15 protein-coding genes are annotated in these 18,502 nt (G+C 59.6%); 10 read left to right on the top strand and 5 right to left on the bottom strand.

Features of this window, described 5'->3' with window-relative positions; genetic code table 11:
- Window positions 1–26: 26 nt before the first annotated feature.
- Complete coding sequence (locus AC3RLQ_RS30450; protein ID WP_493032729.1) at window positions 27–1,214, top strand: DegT/DnrJ/EryC1/StrS family aminotransferase; 1,188 nt, start codon at window positions 27–29, stop codon at window positions 1,212–1,214.
- A gap of 73 nt (window positions 1,215–1,287) precedes the next feature.
- On the opposite strand, the gene AC3RLQ_RS30445 is transcribed toward AC3RLQ_RS30450, so the two are convergent.
- The 3 genes from AC3RLQ_RS30445 to AC3RLQ_RS30435 form a co-directional block, all read right to left on the bottom strand.
- Window positions 1,288–2,313 (bottom strand): tetratricopeptide repeat protein, encoded by a 1,026-nt coding sequence (locus AC3RLQ_RS30445; protein WP_493032727.1) that lies wholly within the window; start codon window positions 2,311–2,313, stop codon window positions 1,288–1,290.
- A 115-nt stretch (window positions 2,314–2,428) separates the two neighbouring features.
- The gene (cysK, locus tag AC3RLQ_RS30440; protein ID WP_493032725.1) at window positions 2,429–3,409 is read right to left on the bottom strand and encodes a cysteine synthase A; all 981 of its coding nucleotides are present in this window, start codon (window positions 3,407–3,409) and stop codon (window positions 2,429–2,431) included.
- A 58-nt stretch (window positions 3,410–3,467) separates the two neighbouring features.
- Window positions 3,468–4,634, bottom strand: a complete 1,167-nt coding sequence (locus tag AC3RLQ_RS30435) for a pyridoxal phosphate-dependent aminotransferase (protein ID WP_422320393.1) — start codon at window positions 4,632–4,634, stop codon at window positions 3,468–3,470.
- 138 nt (window positions 4,635–4,772) lie between these two features.
- Here AC3RLQ_RS30435 and AC3RLQ_RS30430 point away from each other — a divergent pair, with 138 nt between their 5' ends.
- From AC3RLQ_RS30430 to AC3RLQ_RS30390, 9 genes are read left to right on the top strand one after another with little or no spacing between them, the layout of a single operon-like run.
- Entirely contained in the window at window positions 4,773–6,014 is a 1,242-nt protein-coding gene (locus tag AC3RLQ_RS30430) for an RsmB/NOP family class I SAM-dependent RNA methyltransferase (RefSeq protein ID WP_493032723.1), read from the top strand.
- A 52-nt stretch (window positions 6,015–6,066) separates the two neighbouring features.
- A complete protein-coding gene (locus tag AC3RLQ_RS30425; protein ID WP_493032721.1) occupies window positions 6,067–6,909 on the top strand; it encodes a sugar phosphate isomerase/epimerase family protein in 843 nt (280 codons plus the stop codon).
- Between the two features lie 4 nt (window positions 6,910–6,913).
- The gene (locus AC3RLQ_RS30420; protein ID WP_493032718.1) at window positions 6,914–9,052 is read left to right on the top strand and encodes a fused MFS/spermidine synthase; all 2,139 of its coding nucleotides are present in this window, start codon (window positions 6,914–6,916) and stop codon (window positions 9,050–9,052) included.
- Between the two features lie 42 nt (window positions 9,053–9,094).
- Window positions 9,095–9,346, top strand: coding sequence for an acyl carrier protein (locus tag AC3RLQ_RS30415; protein ID WP_493032716.1), 252 nt, complete (start codon window positions 9,095–9,097; stop codon window positions 9,344–9,346).
- Window positions 9,343–10,680, top strand: coding sequence for a hypothetical protein (locus AC3RLQ_RS30410; RefSeq protein ID WP_493032714.1), 1,338 nt, complete (start codon window positions 9,343–9,345; stop codon window positions 10,678–10,680). The genes AC3RLQ_RS30415 and AC3RLQ_RS30410 overlap by 4 nt, the downstream gene beginning before the upstream one ends.
- 7 nt (window positions 10,681–10,687) lie before the next feature.
- Window positions 10,688–11,953 (top strand): FAD-dependent oxidoreductase, encoded by a 1,266-nt coding sequence (locus AC3RLQ_RS30405; RefSeq protein ID WP_493032712.1) that lies wholly within the window; start codon window positions 10,688–10,690, stop codon window positions 11,951–11,953.
- On the top strand, window positions 11,950–13,320 hold the full coding sequence (locus AC3RLQ_RS30400; protein WP_493032710.1) for a class I adenylate-forming enzyme family protein: 1,371 nt from the start codon (window positions 11,950–11,952) through the stop codon (window positions 13,318–13,320). Before AC3RLQ_RS30405 ends, AC3RLQ_RS30400 begins: the two co-directional genes overlap by 4 nt.
- Window positions 13,321–13,323: 3 nt before the next feature.
- Window positions 13,324–14,613, top strand: coding sequence for an NAD(P)/FAD-dependent oxidoreductase (locus AC3RLQ_RS30395; protein WP_493032708.1), 1,290 nt, complete (start codon window positions 13,324–13,326; stop codon window positions 14,611–14,613).
- A gap of 13 nt (window positions 14,614–14,626) precedes the next feature.
- Window positions 14,627–15,373 carry a CAAX prenyl protease-related protein gene (locus AC3RLQ_RS30390; RefSeq protein ID WP_493032706.1) on the top strand — a complete coding sequence of 249 codons (747 nt, stop codon included), beginning with the start codon at window positions 14,627–14,629 and terminating at the stop codon, window positions 15,371–15,373.
- Window positions 15,374–15,999: 626 nt separating this feature from the next.
- Here the strand turns inward: AC3RLQ_RS30390 and lpxD are convergent.
- The gene (gene lpxD / locus AC3RLQ_RS30385; RefSeq protein ID WP_493032704.1) at window positions 16,000–17,037 is read right to left on the bottom strand and encodes a UDP-3-O-(3-hydroxymyristoyl)glucosamine N-acyltransferase; all 1,038 of its coding nucleotides are present in this window, start codon (window positions 17,035–17,037) and stop codon (window positions 16,000–16,002) included.
- Window positions 17,038–17,113: 76 nt separating this feature from the next.
- On the bottom strand, window positions 17,114–18,436 hold the full coding sequence (locus tag AC3RLQ_RS30380) for a homoserine dehydrogenase (RefSeq protein WP_493032702.1): 1,323 nt from the start codon (window positions 18,434–18,436) through the stop codon (window positions 17,114–17,116).
- Between the last annotated feature and the right edge of the window lie 66 nt (window positions 18,437–18,502).

The raw sequence follows: 18,502 nt of genomic DNA, 5'->3' as shown, positions 1-18,502 counted from the left end.
TTCGGCCTTCGTCACTTTTTCCTCCCATGCCCGTCCCTCTTCTCGACGTCAACGCCCAGAACCTGCCCCTCGAATCCGAACTCCAGGCCGCCTTCACGCAGGTGCTGCATCATGGCAGGTTCATCATGGGGCCGGAGTTGGAGATCTTTGAAAAAGAAATCGCAGAGATGGTGGGCGTGAAGCATGCTCTGTCCGTCTCTTCCGGCACCGATGCCCTGCTGCTGGCCCTCATGGCGCTGGACATCAAGGCGGGTGATGAAGTTCTCTGCCCTGCGTTCACCTTCTTTGCCACCGCAGGAGCCGTCTCACGCCTCGGCGCTGTGCCGGTGTTCACAGACGTCTGCCCCATCTGCTTCAACATGGATGTGAACGATGCGCGGAAAAAGATCACCGAAAAGACCCGGGCGATCATCCCCGTCCATCTCTTCGGCCAGTGTGCGGACATGATTCCCATCCTCGCTTTGGCCAAGGAACACGGCCTCAAAGTGATCGAGGACGCGGCGCAGTCCATCGGCGCCAAATACCGCGGCGAAAGCAGCGGCACGCTCGGCGACTTTGGCACCTACAGTTTCTTCCCGAGCAAGAACCTCGGCGGCTTTGGCGATGGCGGCATGCTGGTGACGAATGACGACGCACTGGCCGAGTACGCCCGTGTGCTGCGTGTGCACGGCGGCAAGCCCAAGTACTACCATCACTATGTGGGTGGCAATTTCCGCATGGACACGCTGCAATGCGCCCTGCTGAGCGTGAAGGTGAAGCGCTATGCACAGTACACCGCAGACCGCCAGCGCAACGCCGCTCATTACATCGCGGCACTGTCGAAACTTCCCGGCGTGGTGCAGGCGGATCCTGCCCACTGCAAATGTGTCAGCACCCAGGACACCTGGCTGACCGCGCAGAATGCCAAAATCGTGCTGCCCGTCAGCTACGAGCACAACGAGCACATCTGGAACCAGTTCACCATCCGCGTGCTTGGCCACCAGCGCGATGCTTTGCGCGATCATCTGGTGTCCAAAAAGATCGGCTGTGACATCTACTATCCCGTCACGCTCGATCAGCAGACCTGTTTTGCCGGTCTTCCAGCAGCCTCGCTCTCAGGCTGCGAGGTTTCCCATCGAGTGGCAGGTGAGGTCCTCAGCATTCCGATCTATGGCGAACTCACCGAAGCGCAGCGCAATCAAGTGATCGCGGCGATTGCGGAGTGGCTTGCATAAAAAAAGCCGGACAAATCTTGTCCGGCTTCTAATTTCACACCAACCGACGGACAAAAGTGTCTGTCGTGTTGTTTTAGAGCTTTGGAGCCGCCGGTGCTGGAGCGGCAGGAGGCGTTGTTGCAGGAGCAGGCACTGCCGCTGGCGTGGTTGCAGCTGGTGCAGGAGCTGGCGAAGCTGGAGGCGCAGGTGCTGCTGCGGGAGCAGGAATAGCAGCTGGGGCGGGGGCAGCAGGCGCAGGAGCTGGCGAAGTTGGAGCCTTAGGTGCTGCTGCTGGCGCGGGGACAGGAGCAGCAGCTGGCGTGGTTGCAGCAGGTGCAGGCATCGTTGCAGCGGCTGGCGCAGGCACTGAAACCGGAGCGGTGGTGGCACCGATGCCGCTGTTGACTGCATTCAGTTTGATGTTCGGCATTCCAGAGACGGCGGCAGCAGGCTTGGGTTCCACTTTCGGTGCCGGTGGTGCATCCACTTCCTTGGTGGGCAGCGAGGCAGCGATCCAGCCGAGACGGTTTTGGCTGATGGTCTGGAAACCAGGCATGTCCGGGAACTTCACGGCAAGCTCTTCGTAGGCCTTCTTAGCTTCATCAGTCTTGCCCTGCGCCCAGAGGAGGTCCCCCAGACGGACTTGCGCCAGAGGAGCAGCCTCGCTGGAGGCGAATTCGTTGGTGATGCGCTCAAAAATAGCCTGAGCTTCCTTGGTTTCGCCCATGGCATCGAGCTTGGAGCCAAGGCCGAGCAGTGCAAAAACGGCCAGCGGGCTGCTGGCATCCTTGGTGGTGAATTCCCTGAGGGCTTCCACTGCGGAGGATTTCTTGTTCTGGTCCCAGAGCAGATCCGCTTTTAGCAGCAGCGCATTGGCAGCGGCATTGGAGCCGGGATAACGCGAGATGACGAGATCGCAGTCCTCCACCGTTTTGGCTCCCGTAAAGGCTTCCGCCGCCTCATTGGCCTTGAGGGTGTTTTGATGCTTGATCACGCCGAAGGCGATGATCGCGACCACCGCGATGATGAAAAGCCAGACGAGCTTGCGGGCATTGTCCTCCAGAAACTTTTCCATGCCAGTGGCCGGGAGTTCTTGGGAGATGGAATCGAGTTGGGACATAAAGGGGGGGTTTTGAAAGCGGTGAACAGCTGGTTCAGAAGAGTGACGAAGGGAACCGAAGCCAGTCACCCGTCAAGGTGTCCTGGCATTCGGGATTCATTCGCCCTTGGGAGGCTTACGCCCCCACTTTGGCACGGGCTTCGTCAGCCAGCGCGGTGGAGAGGTAGCGCTCGCCGGTGGAACAGGCGACGGTGACGATCAGCTTGCCGGCGTTTTCAGGGCGCTTGGCGACTTCGATGGCAGCGACCACATTGGCACCGGTGCTGATGCCGACGAGGATGCCTTCTTCCTTGGCCAGGCGGCGAGCCATGGCGAAGGCTTCGTCATTGCTGACCTTGATACACTCCGTGATCTGCGCATTTCCAGCGCTGTCTTTGAGGTGAAGGTTGCCCGGGATGAATCCCGCGCCGGTGCCTTGAATCTTGTGCGGACCGGGCTGCACGGGCTGGCCGGCGAGAGTCTGATTGATGACCGGGGAGGCTTCAGGCTCCACAGCAATGGCCAGGAAGCTTGGCTTGCGGGGCTTGAGGACTTCAGTCACGCCAGTGATCGTACCACCCGTACCAACGGCGGCGACGAGGATGTCGATCTTGCCATCAGTGTCGGCCCACAGCTCTTCAGCGGTGGTTTTCGAGTGAATGGCAGGGTTGGCGGGATTTTCAAACTGCTGAGGCATCCAGGCGTTCGGCGTGGTGGCGACGATTTCGGTGGCCTTGGCAATGGCGCCCTTCATGCCCTGCGCACCCGGCGTGAGCACGAGTTCGGCACCCAGAAGAGCGAGCAGCGTGCGGCGCTCCAAGGACATCGTTTCCGGCATCGTCAGGATCAGGCTGTAGCCCTTGGCGGCAGCGACAAAAGCCAGCGCGATGCCGGTGTTGCCACTGGTAGGCTCGACGATGACGGTGTCAGGCTTCAGAATCCCGCGCTTCTCTGCGTCCTCGATCATGGCGGCACCGATACGATCCTTCACGCTGCCGAGCGGATTGAAGAATTCACACTTCAAAGCGATCGTGGCGTTGAGGCCGGCGGTGACTTTGTTGAGCTTCACCAGCGGTGTTTTGCCGACGGTTTCGACGATGTTGTTGTAGATGCCCATGATGTTTGGAGGTTAGCAGTTGAAGACGAGGCTGGCCGTTTAAGGCAACGGTGCGGGATTAGTGCTGATTGCAGAACTCTTCGAAGCGGTCCATGCCGGCGTTGATCACGTCCAGGCCGGTGGCGTAGCTGAAACGCACGGTGTGCTCGGCACCGAAGGCGACGCCGGGAACGATGGCGACCTTCTGCTTGCTGAGCAGTTTTTCACAGAAGTTCACGCTCTTGATCTGCGTCGGCTCGATGTCCACCAGGAAGTAGAAGGCCCCCATGGGCTCGACCACGCGCACGTTCTTGATATTGTTCAAGCGGCCCAGCATGTATTGGCGGCGCACGTCGAACTCATCACGCATGTCGCTGACGATCTGCTGATCCATCTGCAGGGCGGCCAGCGCACCATACTGGGCAAAGCTGGTCGGATTGCTGGTGGTATGGCTCTGAATGGTGTCGATGGCTTCGGCGATCTTCTTCGGAGCGGCGGTGTAGCCCAGACGCCAGCCGGTCATCGCATAGGCCTTGGAGAAGCCGTTGATGGTGATGGTGTGGTCGTAGATGTCCTTGCTCAGGGAGGCGATGCTGATGTGCTCATTGCCACCGTAGACCAATTTCTCATAGATTTCGTCAGACAGGATGACGATGCCTTCACCCACGGCGATCTCGGCCAGGGCAGTGAGCTCTTCGCGGCTATAGATGGAGCCGGTCGGATTGCCTGGGGTGTTCAGGATGATCATCTTCGTCATCGGGGACATGGCGTCCTCGAACTCATCCGGAGTGAGCTTCCAGCCGTTTTCGCGCTTGGTTTCGACGATCACGGGAATGCCGCCGACGAGGCGCACCATTTCAGGGTAGCTCGTCCAGTAAGGGGCAGGAATGATCACTTCGTCACCTGGATTCACACAGGCAAGGATGGCGTTATAGCAGGAGTGCTTGGCTCCGCAGTTCACGCTGATCTGGGAGGGCTCATACTGCACGTTGTTGTCCACCATCAGCTTTGCAGCAATGGCTTCACGCAGTTCGAGGATGCCGGCGCTTTCGGTGTAGCGGGTTTTGCCGGAATTCAGGGCTTCGATGGCGGCGGCGATGATCGGTGCAGGCGTGTCGAAGTCGGGCTCACCGGCTCCGAAGCTGAGCACGTCCACTCCCTGCTTCTTCAATGCCTTCGCCTGGGCGGTGATGGAAAGAGTCATTGAAGGAGCTACTTCGGCGATGTTCTTGGCGATAAAATCCATGGTCAGGTGTGGTTGGGCGGGTGAAAAAGGCGGGGGGCCATCTATAAAGGCGGGGGCGGGAAGTTTGTCAATCATTCCTCCCACCGCAGACAAAGGGCGGCTTGTGTCCAGCGCCACACCGCCTTAGTCGTAAAGCCCATGAGTCAACCACGCCCGCCTTCCTCTTCCCGCCAGCCCACCGTCCCCATCCGAGGCATGGCGCTGGATGTCTTGGGCGAATGGTCCGGCGGAGAACGTTTTGCCGCAGATTTGATGGACCACATCCAGCGTGACTGCGGCCTCAGCCTGCCCGATGCCGCTTTTTTGCGTGACATTGTCCTCACCACACTGCGCAATCTCTCCCTGCTGGACCACTGGATTGCCGTGATCACCGAGGACAAGCACCTCGACCACCGCAGCCGCTGGGGCCTGCGCATCGGTCTGTGTCAGGTATTGATTCTCAAGGTGTCAGAATACGCCGCCGTGAATGAAACTGTGGCCGCCACCGGCCGCGCGCGCAGCCTGATCAATGCCGTGCTGCGTCGTGCCTGCCGCGAATCCGAAGAACTGCTGGCCATGACAGCCACTTTGCCGCTAGAAACGCGCACTTCGCACCCGAAATGGCTCATCGAACACTGGCTCGCCCTCTTCGGGGAAGCCAAAACGACCGCCCTCTGCGAGTGGAATCAAGTTCCCGCCCCGATCTGCGCCCGCATCAACCGCCTTTACCCGCAGATGACCGAGACGACGGATGATTTCATCATCTGCGATCACCTGCCGCGTGAAGATTTGAGCGTGGGCAGGGTGTACATGCAGGATCCCAGCACCGCCATCGCCCCACGCCTGCTCGCTCCACAGCAGGGCCAGCGCGTGCTGGACGCCTGTGCAGCCCCCGGTGGCAAGACCGCCCTGCTGGCCCAGCTCATGGAAAATACCGGCGAGATCATCGCCTGCGACGTTGCTCCGGGCCGCCTGCGCCGCTTGGAGGGCAATCTGCACCGCCTCCATGTGGCCAATACCCAAATTGAACAGCATGATTGGGCAGACCCGCAGATCCCCGATTTTGCCAAGGCCGGATTTGACCGCATTCTGCTCGACGTCCCCTGCTCCAACACCGGCGTCATGCGCCGGCGGGTCGATGTGCGCTGGCGTCTGCAGCCCGCCGACATCACCGCTCAGGTGGAAACCCAAACGCAACTGCTCAAAAACTGTCTCCGTGTCCTCAAACCGGGCGGCATCCTTGTTTATAGCACCTGCAGCATCGAGCCCGCCGAAAACGAACAACTCGTCGCCAGCGTCCTCGAAGCCACCCCTGGTTACGAACCCGTCAAACTCCGCCACAGCTTCCCGCCGGAAGATCAGATGGACGGTGCCTTCGCTGCGGCAATTCGGCGCGTTTAAAGTTCGGGCGTGACATTCGCTTCCCCATTCTTCAAAAATCTTCCCTCCACTCATGAAACTCAAATCCATCTTCCTCGCCCTTGCGCTCACGGCGCCGATCTTCGCCGCTGACGCACCGAACGCCGCCGGTCTGCAGCTCTACAGTCTGCGCAGCCAGTTTACCCTCCGTGGTGTACCATGGACGCTCGACCGCGTGAAGGAGTTTGGCATCAAGGAGGTCGAACTGGCAGGAACCTACAATCTCAATGCGGAGCAGTTCAAAGCTGAGCTGGAACAGCGCGGCCTGAAGGCCATCAGCAGCCACTTCCCCTACGCACGTTACAAGAATGATCTCGACAATGTTGTGAAGGAGGCCAAGACCCTCGGCCTCAAGTATGCAGGATGTGCCTGGATCGACCACAAGGACAGCTTTGACGAAGCCGAGTGCCGCGATGCCATCGCCGTTTTCAACAAAGCGGGTGAAGCGCTGGCCAAAGAAGGCATCACGATGTTTTACCACGCCCACGGCTTCGAATTCGAGCCCTATGGTGATGGCACGTTGCTCGATCTCTTCCTGAAGGAAACGAAGCCCGAATTTGTCTCCATGCAGATGGATATCCTGTGGATTGTCTTCCCAGGCCAAGATCCTGTGAAACTGCTGGAAAAATACAGCGGCCGCTGGAAGCTCATGCATCTCAAGGACTTGAAAAAAGGTGTCGCCACCGGCTTCCTCACGGGCAAGACCGACGTGGCCAACGATGTCACTCTCGGCACCGGCCAGATGGACTGGAAAGCCATCTTTGCCGCCGCCCGCAAGAATGGCGTGCAGCATTATTTCATCGAAGACGAATCCCCTTCTTCGCTGGAGCAGATTCCCAACAGTCTGACCTTCCTGCGCGCCAACGGCTTCGAGTGATCCCATGTCACGCCGCCTCCACGCCATCATCCTGCATGGCGTTTTCATCCTGTCGGGCATTTCGGCGCTGATTTACCAGCTCGTATGGCAGCGTGCGTTGCTGACGATCTATGGCAGCAATGTCGAATCCGTGGCGATGGTGGTGGCGGCCTTCCTCGCTGGGCTCGGCATCGGCAGCATCGCAGGCGGCTGGATTTCCAAATCGACGCGCGCACCGCTCGTGCTGCTGTTTGGTCTCGCGGAACTCGGCGTGGGAGCCTACGGTCTCATCTCATTGAAGCTGTTCGACGCCGTCGGTGCGCTGACTTCCATACAGTCTCACGGACTCACCACGGGTGCCTTGGTTTTCCTGCTGGTGTTTCTGCCCACTTTGCTCATGGGGGCCACGCTGCCGCTGCTGGTGGCACATCAGGTGCGCGACACCGCCCACGTGGGCCAAAGTGTGAGCCGCCTCTATTTTGTGAACACGCTCGGTGCTGCGCTCGGTGCTTTCATTGCCGCACACTGGCTGCTCGGCAGCTTCGGCATGAGCGGCACCACACGCATCGCCGCCTGCTTGAATGCCGCCGCTGCTCTCATTGTGCTGCTCATCTTGAGAAAACCCGCCGCAGAGTCTGCCGACAATGCAAAGGAACCTGCGGCCAATGCGGGATGCGAGATTCCTTTTCGCACCGCTTTGCTATGGTCTGCACTTTCCGGCTTTCTGGCGCTCTCCTGGGAGATCATCTGGTCCCGGGTTTTCAACTTTGCCAGCGCCTCCAAAGCCCCTGTGTTCGGCTACATGCTCGGCAGCTATCTACTCGGACTCGCGCTCGGTTCGCTTCTCAGTCCTTGGACTCTAAAACAAACCGGTGACCTGCGGCTCAAGTTTGGGCGCTGGGTTCTCCTTTCAAGTGTGGGTGCTTTCATGATTGCGCCGCTTACGGCCATCATGGCGACGCAGGCCTATTGGGAATATGGATTCTACCTCGTGATCGCAGCAGGCACGTTGCTGGGAGTCACTTTCCCCCTGCTCTGCCAGGCGGCGATTCCGCCCAACCAAGACACGGGGAGCCGCCTGTCCTGGCTTTATCTGGCCAACATCATCGGCTCCGGAACTGGCAGCCTGCTCACCGGGTTTCTGTTCATGGAATGGATGAGCATTCAGGCGCTCAGCGTGGCATTGCTGCTCGTTTCGTGGCTCTGGGCTGAATCGATTGGTCGTTTTAAGCTGCCCCTTCGGCAACGTTTGCAGCCGCTTTGCGTCATTGCCGTCGCCGTGGGCACCTTCCAAGGCTTCTACGAGCGCCTGCAGTACAAGCATGACTTCAAATACGGCATGCACTTCGCCCAGACCATCGAATCACGCCACGGCGTCATCACGGTGGACACCAGTGGTGCAGTTTATGGCAACGGTGCCTACGATGGCATGATCGGCACGAAGCTGGAGCCGAAGTCTTGGCTCGTGCGTCCCTACTTTCTCTCTGCTGTGCGGGATCGCATCGAAAACGTGCTCGTTATCGGTGTGGCCAGCGGATCGTGGACGCAAATTTTGGTCAATCATCCCCAGGTGAAGAAGGTTACCGCCATTGAACTCAGCCATGGCTACCTCGATCTCATCCGTGCGCGTCCCGAAGTCGCCAGTCTGCTCACGAACCCCAAGCTCGAACTCGTCATCGACGACGGGCGGCGCTGGCTGCGGCAGCACCCCGATGCGCGTTTTGACGCCATCGTGATGAACACCACGCATCACTGGCGTGAGTTCGCCTCAGCCCTGCTCTCACGCGAGTTTTTGACCGAGGTCAAAGCGCACCTCGGCCCCGACGGCATCGCATTCTGGAACTGCACCGAGTCACCTCGTGCTGCAAGTACCGGCATGGAGGTGTTTCCGCATACGATGATGGTCATGAACCACTGTCTCGCCAGCAATGCACCGCTGGAGCCAAATCGCGAACGGTGGCAGAAAGTTCTCGCGGCTTATCACATCGACGGAAAGCCCGTCATCGCCGCCGATCAAATCGAAGGCGTGCTCGACTTCCTCAAGGGTGAAGCCCTTCCCGTCCCCGGCAACATGTGGCATTGGTGTCGTCGTCCGGCCATGGAGACTGCCTGGGGTGGTGCCAAGATCATCACGGATGACAATTTAGGGCATGAGTATCCATGAGCCGAGATTTGCATTCTCTTGCTCTCAAGTTCATAAAAACGCATGCCAGACACTCTCATCTCCCCCGGCAGCATGATCGAACTCGTGCGTGAAACCGTTCTGCCTGATCTGCCTGCTGATTTCGGTGCCGAGGCGGATTTCTTTGAGGCGGGGCTCGATTCGATGGGGGTGATGCAGCTGGTGATGCATCTCGAAGAACGATTCGGCAAGAAGGTGGAACCGACGGAACTGAGCCGCGCCAATTTTCGCAGCGGGCAGGCCATGGCGGCGCTGGTGATGGGACAAGCGGCATGATCACTTCTGGAATCCCGCAGTACCCCATCTCCGGCACCGATGGCTTTGTCGTGGCGCTGGATCACCTCGCACGGTCTGCCGACGGCCGGGGGCTGGATGCCCTGAGCGAGATTCAGGTCAGCGGGCAGCCGGATGCCGAGCGCCTGCGCTGGCTGGCGGCGGAACTGCCGAAACGTCTGCCGCTACTGCATGCAACACTGTGCAAGGAGGGCCTCTTTGGCGTGCCTTATTGGGAGTGCTCGGGGGAAGCTGCGGCCATTCCGATTGAATTCCATCGTGTCAGGGGTGTAGAAGGAACCGAAGAGTCGGTGATTGAGTCGATCTCTGCATTGCGAAGCAAGCGGATGCAGGGCCATGCACGCACTTCCCTGGGCCCGCCGCACGTTCGCCTGGATGTGGTACGCACGAGTGATCAAACGTGGTCGATCCTGATGAACTGGTCGCATCTGCTGCTGGACGGCACCGGGGTGGAACTGCTTTTCAAGCACATGAATGAACTGTGGGAGGATTCGCAGGTTGTTTCGCCGCAGCAGCCAGTCGTGAAAAATGACAAGCCGTGGTGGAAGCTGTTTCAGGAAAGCGAAAGCTGCGGCAGGCACCTCATGAATCTGGGAGTGGAGCCGTTTGTTTCTGTGAGCAAGGGCAAGGTCGTCAGCGGACGCCGCTGCTGCCTGTGGGAAACGTTTTCCAAGGAGGAAACAGCGCGGATCAAGCTCACACTCAGCAAAATAGGCGGAGACATGATGCGCACGTTTTTCTATGCGGGGCTGGCCGCTCGCTGCCATCAGGCGGTGTTTCAATCACGGGGGCACTCAGACCTGTCGTATGCGGTGACCATGCCGGTGCAGCAGCGCCCTAAGGACAGCGCGGGGCGCACGGCGATTTTCCAAAATCATATGTCGATGTTCTTCTTCATTCTGAAGGATGCCGACCTCTGCGACCTAGGCGCTGCAAGCAAGGTGCTCATGAAGCAGCACATGGAACATCTCAAACTGAAGCGGCACCAGTCGTTCAACTCGCTGCAGATGCTCACGAGGCGCATGCCCGGCAAGACGATGCTGGATATGGTCCGATTTGCGCAACGGGGTGAAATTGCCACCTGTTACCACGCCTACACCGGCAGTTTTGGTGAAGGCATGACCACATTCTGCGGTGGGGAGATCGTCAATGCCATCCACCTGCCGACGGTGAACGCCCCACCAGGCAGTGGGTTGTTTGTGAGTGAATGCCAGGAGCAGCTCACGGTGACAGTAAGTTACCTGGAGAGCTGCCTGAGTGAATTTGAGACGGAGCTGATGCGGGAACGCTGGCGTTCTGATCTTCTCGGTGAATGATGGAGCCATGAATCCCGACGTTCTCATCATCGGCGGAGGCAGCGCAGGCGTGGCGGCGGCTTTGGCGGCGGCACGTTGTGGCGCGGAGACGCTTCTGGTGGAACGTCATGGCATTCTGGGCGGAGCAGGCACGGCCTCTTTAGTGCATTCATTCTGTGGCTTGTATGACCTGCCGCTGACGCCGGACGCAGCAGTTCGCATTGCCAATCCAGGGTTGCCGGTGGAGCTGGAGCGTGATCTGCTGGCACAAGGCATTGGTCACGGGCCGGTGAGAATGGGGAGGGTGGATGTGCTGATGCATCAGCCGCAAAAGCTAGCTTTGTATCTGGACAAGTTGTGTCGGATTCAGCAAAAACTGCAGGTTTTGTTACACACCGAGGTCGCCGGATGCGGGGTCGAAAATAAGCATATTACGGAAGTGACACTGCAGTGCCGGGGCACGACCTGGAAGGTGAAGCCGAGAACTCTGGTGGATGCCAGCGGGGATGCGGTGGTGGCGGCGTTTGCGAATCACTCCTGGGATCAGACGCCGGAGCATGAGCTGCAACGTCCGGCCTATATTGTGGGGCTGGGTGATGTGGATGCTGCCGTCCTCAGTGGCGATGGGCCTTTGAAAATCGCCGGATGTCTGGTGCGGGCGATTCAGGAGAAGAAGCTGACGGCAGAGGCGGCTGGGGCGCATTTCCGCGCCAGCTCGGCTTTGAATGAAGCGTTCCTGACGGTTGATCTGCCCGGAGATTCTTTTGATGCGACGGATGCGCGCAGCTTGACGGAGATCGAGATGCTGGGACGCAAAGTGACTTTTGCGATCATGGAGCATTTGAAGGCGAACCTGGAGGGTTTCAGCCAAGCGCGGATCACGACGCTGCCTGTACGCGCTGGTATTCGAGAAAGTCGGAGATGGATTGGTGAAGTCATTTTGACGGAGGAAGACATCCTGGAAAGCCGCAGCGATGCGCATGCGGTTGCGAATGCGACATGGCCCATGGAGCTGCGGGAAACAGCGCGGGGACCGCGACTGCTGTATCCGAAGGAGCCTAAAGCCTGTGGCATTCCGCTGGGGGCGCTGCGTGCGCGTGATTTGAAGAACGTGTTCATCGCGGGACGCTGCATTTCCTCGACGCATCGGGCGCAGGCGAGCACGCGGGTCATGGGCACAGCGCTGGCCACCGGGCAGGCGGCGGGCATTGCCGCGACTTTTCCTGAACAAGACACCGCCGATCTGGCACCGCAGGTGCGAAGCATTTTGAGCCAACTGGAACCCGCCAAGTGAACATCGTCGATCTTATTTTTGCACGCAGCACGCCCACGCATTCAGCCGTGGTCAGCCCGGAACTGCAGCTCACGTTTGGTGAACTGGAGGCGCGCATGAAGGAGTGTGCGGGGCGTTTGAATGAAGACGCCCACTGGCCCAAGAAAGCGAGGCCGCGCATCGGGCTGAATGCGCCGAGCGGGGCGGACTACATCGTGGTGGCGCTGGCGATTTTGCAGCAGAACGCGTGCTTTGTACCGATCCCGAACGAGCTGACAGTCAGCGAGCGTACACAGCTGGCCAAGGCGACGGCGCTGGATGCCATCGTGCATGCACAGAGTGCGGAGGAGTGGCGGGTGGAAGCGGTGGTGCATGATGTGCCGCCGGCTTTTGATGAAGCGACGCTCGTGGCTTTGAACCCGGCGTTTATTCGTTTCAGCAGCGGAACCACGGGGGCGTCCAAGGGCATCGTGATTTCGCATGAGACGCTGCTGGCGCGCATCACGGCGGCGAACGAGGGACTGCGCATCGGGGCGCAGGACCGGGTGCTCTGGGTACTCCCGATGGCGCATCACTTTGCGGTCTCCATCGTGCTTTATTTGTATCATGGAGCCACCACGATCCTTGCACCGGCGAGCGATCCCAAGGTGATGATTGAGATGATGCAGGCGCATGGAGCGACGGTGATGTATGGATCGCCCTATCATTACACGATGCTTTCCGGGCTGCCGAACGCGGCCCTTCTTGGCACGCTTCGGCTTGCGGTTTCGACGGCGTTTGCGCTGACGACTGAAGTGGCGGAGCTGTTTGCCGGCAAAACGGGGCTGCATCTCACGCAGGGCATGGGCATCATTGAAGCCGGGCTGCCCATCCTGAATTTGCAGCATGCGAAGGACAAGCCGACCTCCATCGGCCAGCCACTGCCTGCGTTTGAGGTGAAGCTGGATGACGGCGAGCTGATGCTGCGCGGGCCGGGGGTGTTTGATGCGTATCTGACGCCGTGGCAGTCGCGAGAAAGTGTTTTGCGAGACGGATGGTTTGCCACGGGAGACATTGCCGAAATGGATGAGGACGGCTGTCTTTATCTGCGTGGGCGTGTGCGCAGCGTGATCAATGTGGGTGGACTGAAGTGCTTTCCGGAAGAGGTGGAGGCGGTGCTGTGCAGCCATGCGGGAGTCAAGGCCGCCCGAGTGTCTGGCCGTGCCCATCCCGCGCTGGGAGCCATGCCTGCGGCAGAAATCATTCCTCAAAACGCCGACGCGCCGCCTGCGGCGATGGAGTTGAGAAAACTTTGCCAGGAACGACTCTCCGCCTACAAAGTCCCGCTGTTCTACACTTTCGTTTCCGAACTGCCGCTGACTGCCAGCGGCAAACTCCGACGCTATTGACTCATGAGCCAATCCCCACGCATTGCCATTCTCGGAGCCGGACCTGCCGGCAGCGCACTCGCAGCGATGCTGGCCCGACAAGGCATCCAAACGCTGGTCTATGATGATGAAAAACGTCCGGCGCTGCTGGTGGGCGAGTCGCTGATTCCCGCGATCGTGGCGATTCTGCAACGAATGGGCATTGAAGACCGGGTCGCAGCGATCTCGCAGTTCAAGCCGGGTGCGAGCTTTTTGCATCATCTGGGCACGCGCATGAATTTCAATTTCCGGTCCGTGGAGGGCCGCCTGCCGCCGTATGCGTACAATGTGCCGCGCCCAGGTTTTGACGATGTGTTGAAAAATTACGCCAAGGAGCTGGGCGTGAAGTTTGTGAAACATCGAGCCGGACTGGTGGCGCATCCGGGTGGCATGCCTGAGCTGGAGCTGGATGCGGCGGCGCTGGAGGCCGGTGGTTACAGCGGCGGAGCGAAGCCGGATCTGATCATTGACTGCAGCGGGCGGGCGCGAACCTCAGCGAAGCTGCTGGGCATCAAGGCGGCCACCGGGCAGCGCCGGGATACGGCGCACTTTGCGCACTTCACCGGGATCGAACATCCGTATGAGCCGGGGCAGATCGCGATCATGTACCACCCGTGGGGCTGGAGCTGGCGGATTCCGCTGCCGGACAAACTGAGCTTCGGCATTGTGATGAATCCCAAGGCGCTGCCGGAGTTTGGCGCCAATGGTGAGGAACGGTTGGATCGAGTGCTGGCGACTGATCCGGTGCTTTCACCGCTGACGGCCCACCGAGAGCGCGTGACGGATGTTTACACCTACACCAATTATCAGCTCATTTCAGACCGTGCGCAGGGGCCGGGCTGGGTGTCGGCAGGAGATGCGTTTGGGTTTGTGGATCCGATGCTTTCGCCCGGGGTGTTTCTGGCGCTCGACTCTGCGGAGTCTCTGAGCGCGATGTTTGCCAAGCATGGCGAGAAGCTGCTCGATTCACCGGAGCGGCTGGCCAAGGAACTCGGACGCTATGAGCAACGCCAGCGTGCCTGGCACGAGGCGTGGCATGAGTTGATCGAGTATTTCTACGATGGCCGCATCGTGGCTTTTTATGAACGCGGCACGCAGCTCAAGGCGGATCATCCCGGCCGATTCAGCAACATGATGGAGTACATTTCGAACCGAGTGATCGCGCTGATGGCGACGGGTGCAGGCACGCTCTCCATCTGGAACCGGATGTATTTGAAGGGCTGCTCCAAGTGGCTGCTGAACAATGACCGTGCGAAGGATCTGGCGCTGCCTTAAACTGCCCAACCTGATGCTTGCACGCCTGCGCGCCTCCAACCTAGCAGCTTACGTGCTGCCCCTGCTGCTGTTCACACTGCTGAACGGTTTGCCCGGGCTGTTTCGCATCGAAAATTCCGAACTGCCCTGGCATGTGCGTGCGCCGGAGCACTGGGCCTATCCGCTGCAAACGGTGCTCTGCGCGCTGGTGCTGGTGTGGTTTCGGCAGCACTACACGTTCAGACCGTGGCGGGGTCTGGGGCTGGCATTCATACTGGGGCTGGTTGGAATTGCCGTGTGGGGGGCGCCGTCGGTACTGCGTGAGAGCTTGATCCAGCAAGGGCATGAGCCGGCGGCGTGGTGGAAGTGGCTGGGACTTGCGGAGCGCCAGGAGGGGTTTGATCCGATGATCGCGCAGGGGTCACCGCTGTGGTTCAGTCTGGTGGTGGGCATGCGTTTTGCACGCATGGTGCTGGTGGTGCCGTTTGTGGAGGAGCTGTTCTGGCGTGGGTTTTTGATGCGCTATCTGCTGACGGAGGACGAGCGGTTTGAGCGCGTTCCTTTTGGCACACACCGGTGGAAGGTGTTTTGGATTGTGACGCTGGCGGTGATGCTGATTCACAACACGGAGGATTATCTGGGAGCGTTCGTGTGGGGCGCGCTGGTTTATTTTGTGGCAGTGCGCACGAAGAGCCTGGGGGCGTGTGTGTTCATGCACGCGGTGGGGAACCTGGCGCTGGGGCTGTATGTGATGAAGACGCAGCAGTGGGGTTTTTGGTGAGCGGTTGGGTGGAAAGCCGGTAAGGCGATAGGTTGATATTAGGAAGTGGTGGGAGACTTGAATGTCGTGGGAGGTCGTGCGGCGGAGCGAATTGCAGACGCTGCTGGTGAGCATGGGACGCGGCGGAGTCTTGGGTTTGCTTTCCGGAGGGTTGGTGCAGGACCCAGGGTCGCCTCGCTGAGGCTCGGCTGACCCTGGGCTGAACTACGCAGCCCCGTTGGGGCTGGTGTGCTGCGGAAGTGAAGTGTGTGAGCGCGCGTCCAGTGCCTCGCCTCGGCGACATTTTGTTTCGCGGTCGATGAGACGTTCGATTTTGCCGCAGAGATGCAGAGGGAGCAGAGAGAGTGTGAGCACGCCACTGCCAGGGCAGAGCGTTGCGTTGGGCTGCACTACTGAAAAGTGCGGAACCAACTGAAATCAGAACCCAAGTTTAACTGGTGCATGAGTGACGTTATTTTGTGGACGTTCGTCCGGAACCGCCTGAAGGCGGGACTACAAAACGTACGCTGGATTTGCGATGTCGTGGAGCGAAGTGGCAGAGATTGTGCGCCTGCTCAGAGGGGACTGATCAAGCGCGGTGGGCCCAAGCTTTTTTGACAGGCTTTTGAATGAGGTGCCCGGGGTGATCAGGCAGACTTGCCGCCGGCAATCTGGGCGGCGAGTTCCTTCACCCGTGCCACCAACTGGGGCAGGCGATTGATGCCGGCCAGACGGCGCTTTTCTTCGCCCACGGGGATGGCTGGAAAGCCGAGATAGGTCTGCCCGCCGGGCAGGTCACGGGTGACACCGCAGCGTGCGGCCAAGGTGCTCTGCGAGCCCACATGCACATGCCCGGCGATGCCCACCTGGGCGGCGATCACCACATAATCCCCAATGACCGCACTGCCGGCAATGGCGGTGCAGGCAACGACGATGCAGTGTTTGCCGATGACGACGTTGTGGCCGATCTGCACGAGGTTGTCGATCTTGGTGCCCTCCCCGATCCAGGTGCGGCCAAAGCGTGCGCGATCGATCGTGCTGCCAGCGCCGATCTCCACGTCGCTGTCGATTTGGACGATGCCTGCCTGACGCACTTTGCGATGGCGTCCGTTACCAAATTCATAACCGAACCCATCGGCACCGATGACGGCACCGGAGTGAAGAAACACATTTTCTCCGAGGACGCATTCGGCATGCACGGTGGAATTTGCATGGAGGCGGGATCCTTTGCCGATGATGACATTGCGGCCGACAAAACAACCGGGGCCGACCTCCACCTCATCTGCGAGCTCCACCCCCGATTCGATGACGGCATTGGGCCCAATGCACACATGCGCGGGATCAAATTTGACACCTTCTGCGACCACAGCGGACGGATGGACTCCGGGTGCAAAGGGGGCGGGCTGGAAGCCATAGGTTTCCACGATCTTCTCGAAGCAGCGTGAAGGGTCAGAGACTTCGATGCAGGAGGCGTTGGGTGGAAACTCCTTCCAGCCGAGGGGCACGAGGATGGCGCTGGCCTTCGTGTTCACCAGCCGCTCGTTGTAGCGCGGGTCGTGAAAGAAACTCAGATCGCCGGGAATGGCTTCTTTCAAGGATGCAAAACCTGTGATCTGCCCGTCGGGATCACCGCACAATACAGTCCCCCCAACAAGAGTTGCGAGATTGGAGAGGGCGATTTTCATGAAACGTATCTTCTCATTTTTTAGAGCTGCATTCCACGCCCATTTTTGACCGGCGTTAGATTTGCCGATCGAATCACTAGCCCTGCAAAGTTTCCACGCGCATCCAGCTCGGCTCACCACGCACACACTTGAGCTGACTGATGGCGGCGAGAGCCGACTTCATGTCTCCCAGACGTGCATCGTGAATCATGAGCACGAGTGATGTTTCTCCGCTGGTGTCTTCGAGATCCTCCGGCTGGATCATGGAAGAAATGCCAATCCCACGCTCGCCAAGTGCTGTGGCGACCTGAGCCAGCACCCCCGGAACGTCATCAACCGTCAGCCGCAGATAGTAATGTGAGACGGTATCATCCACGGGTTTGGATTTGCCGTAGAGGCCATGCGGCACAAAGCCGCTGTGGCGGGCTCCGTGCATCAAAACGGCGGCGGCTTCGCAGAGATCGCTGATGACGCTGCTGCTGGTCGGGTCCTGACCGGCACCGCGTCCATAGAAGAGGGTTTCGCCGACCACGTCGCCGTTCACGAGCACCGCATTGAAGGCACCGCTGACATTGGCGAGGACGTGAGACAGCGGCACCAGAGATGGCTGCGTGCGCACCTCGACGAGGCCGTTCTCATCCGCACGGATGACCGAGAGCAGCTTGATGGTGTAGCCAAGACGTTCGGCGAAGCGGAAATCGGTGATGTTCACGCGGTCCACGCCTTCCACATGGACCTTGTCCTGTGGAATCCAGAATCCGTAGCTCAGGGAAGCGAGAATGATGGCCTTGTGAGCGGCATCCCAGCCACTGACATCGAGGGTGGGGTCTGCCTCGGCATAACCCTTGTCCTGAGCCTCCTGCAGAGCATCAGCATAGCTGAGGCCAGCCTGGGACATGCGGGTGAGGATGTAATTGCAGGTGCCGTTGATGATGCCATGGATGGAGCGGATGTGATTTCCCACCAGCCCTTCCTGCAAGACCTGAATGATGGGAATCCCACCTGCGACAGCCGCCTCAAAGTAAATCGGCACGCCGCATTCCTCGGCCAGGGCGAACAATTCCTTTCCGCGCTCTGCGAGCAGGGCCTTGTTTCCGGTGACGACGATCTTTTTGGCACGCAGGGCAGCGGCCACCAGATCGTAGGCAGTGGTGGTGCCACCGATGAGTTCAACGATCACAGGAATGGCAGGATCATTGATGAGCACCTTCCAGTCTGTGGTGAGCAATTCGGCAGGCACCTCAACATCCCGCGGACGGGAGAGATCACGGACGGCTATTTTGGAGACTTGAAGTTCGGCACCGATGCGCTGACCGATCAGGGAGCGATTCTTTTGGAGATTCTTGAACACTCCAGCCCCCACATTGCCTAAACCGGCCAAGCCTATGTTGATGACACGCGGAGTACTGACGTTGGACATGATGGATAAGATGCCGGAATTGGGGGGCCGTAGTCATGGCGGAGGCACAGGGAACTCGCAAGCGAG

This window comes from Prosthecobacter sp. GW821-HT29F12, from assembly GCF_058803405.1.
The sequence above is the reverse complement of the archived record's forward strand: the minus strand, read 5'-3'. Positions and strand labels throughout refer to the sequence as shown.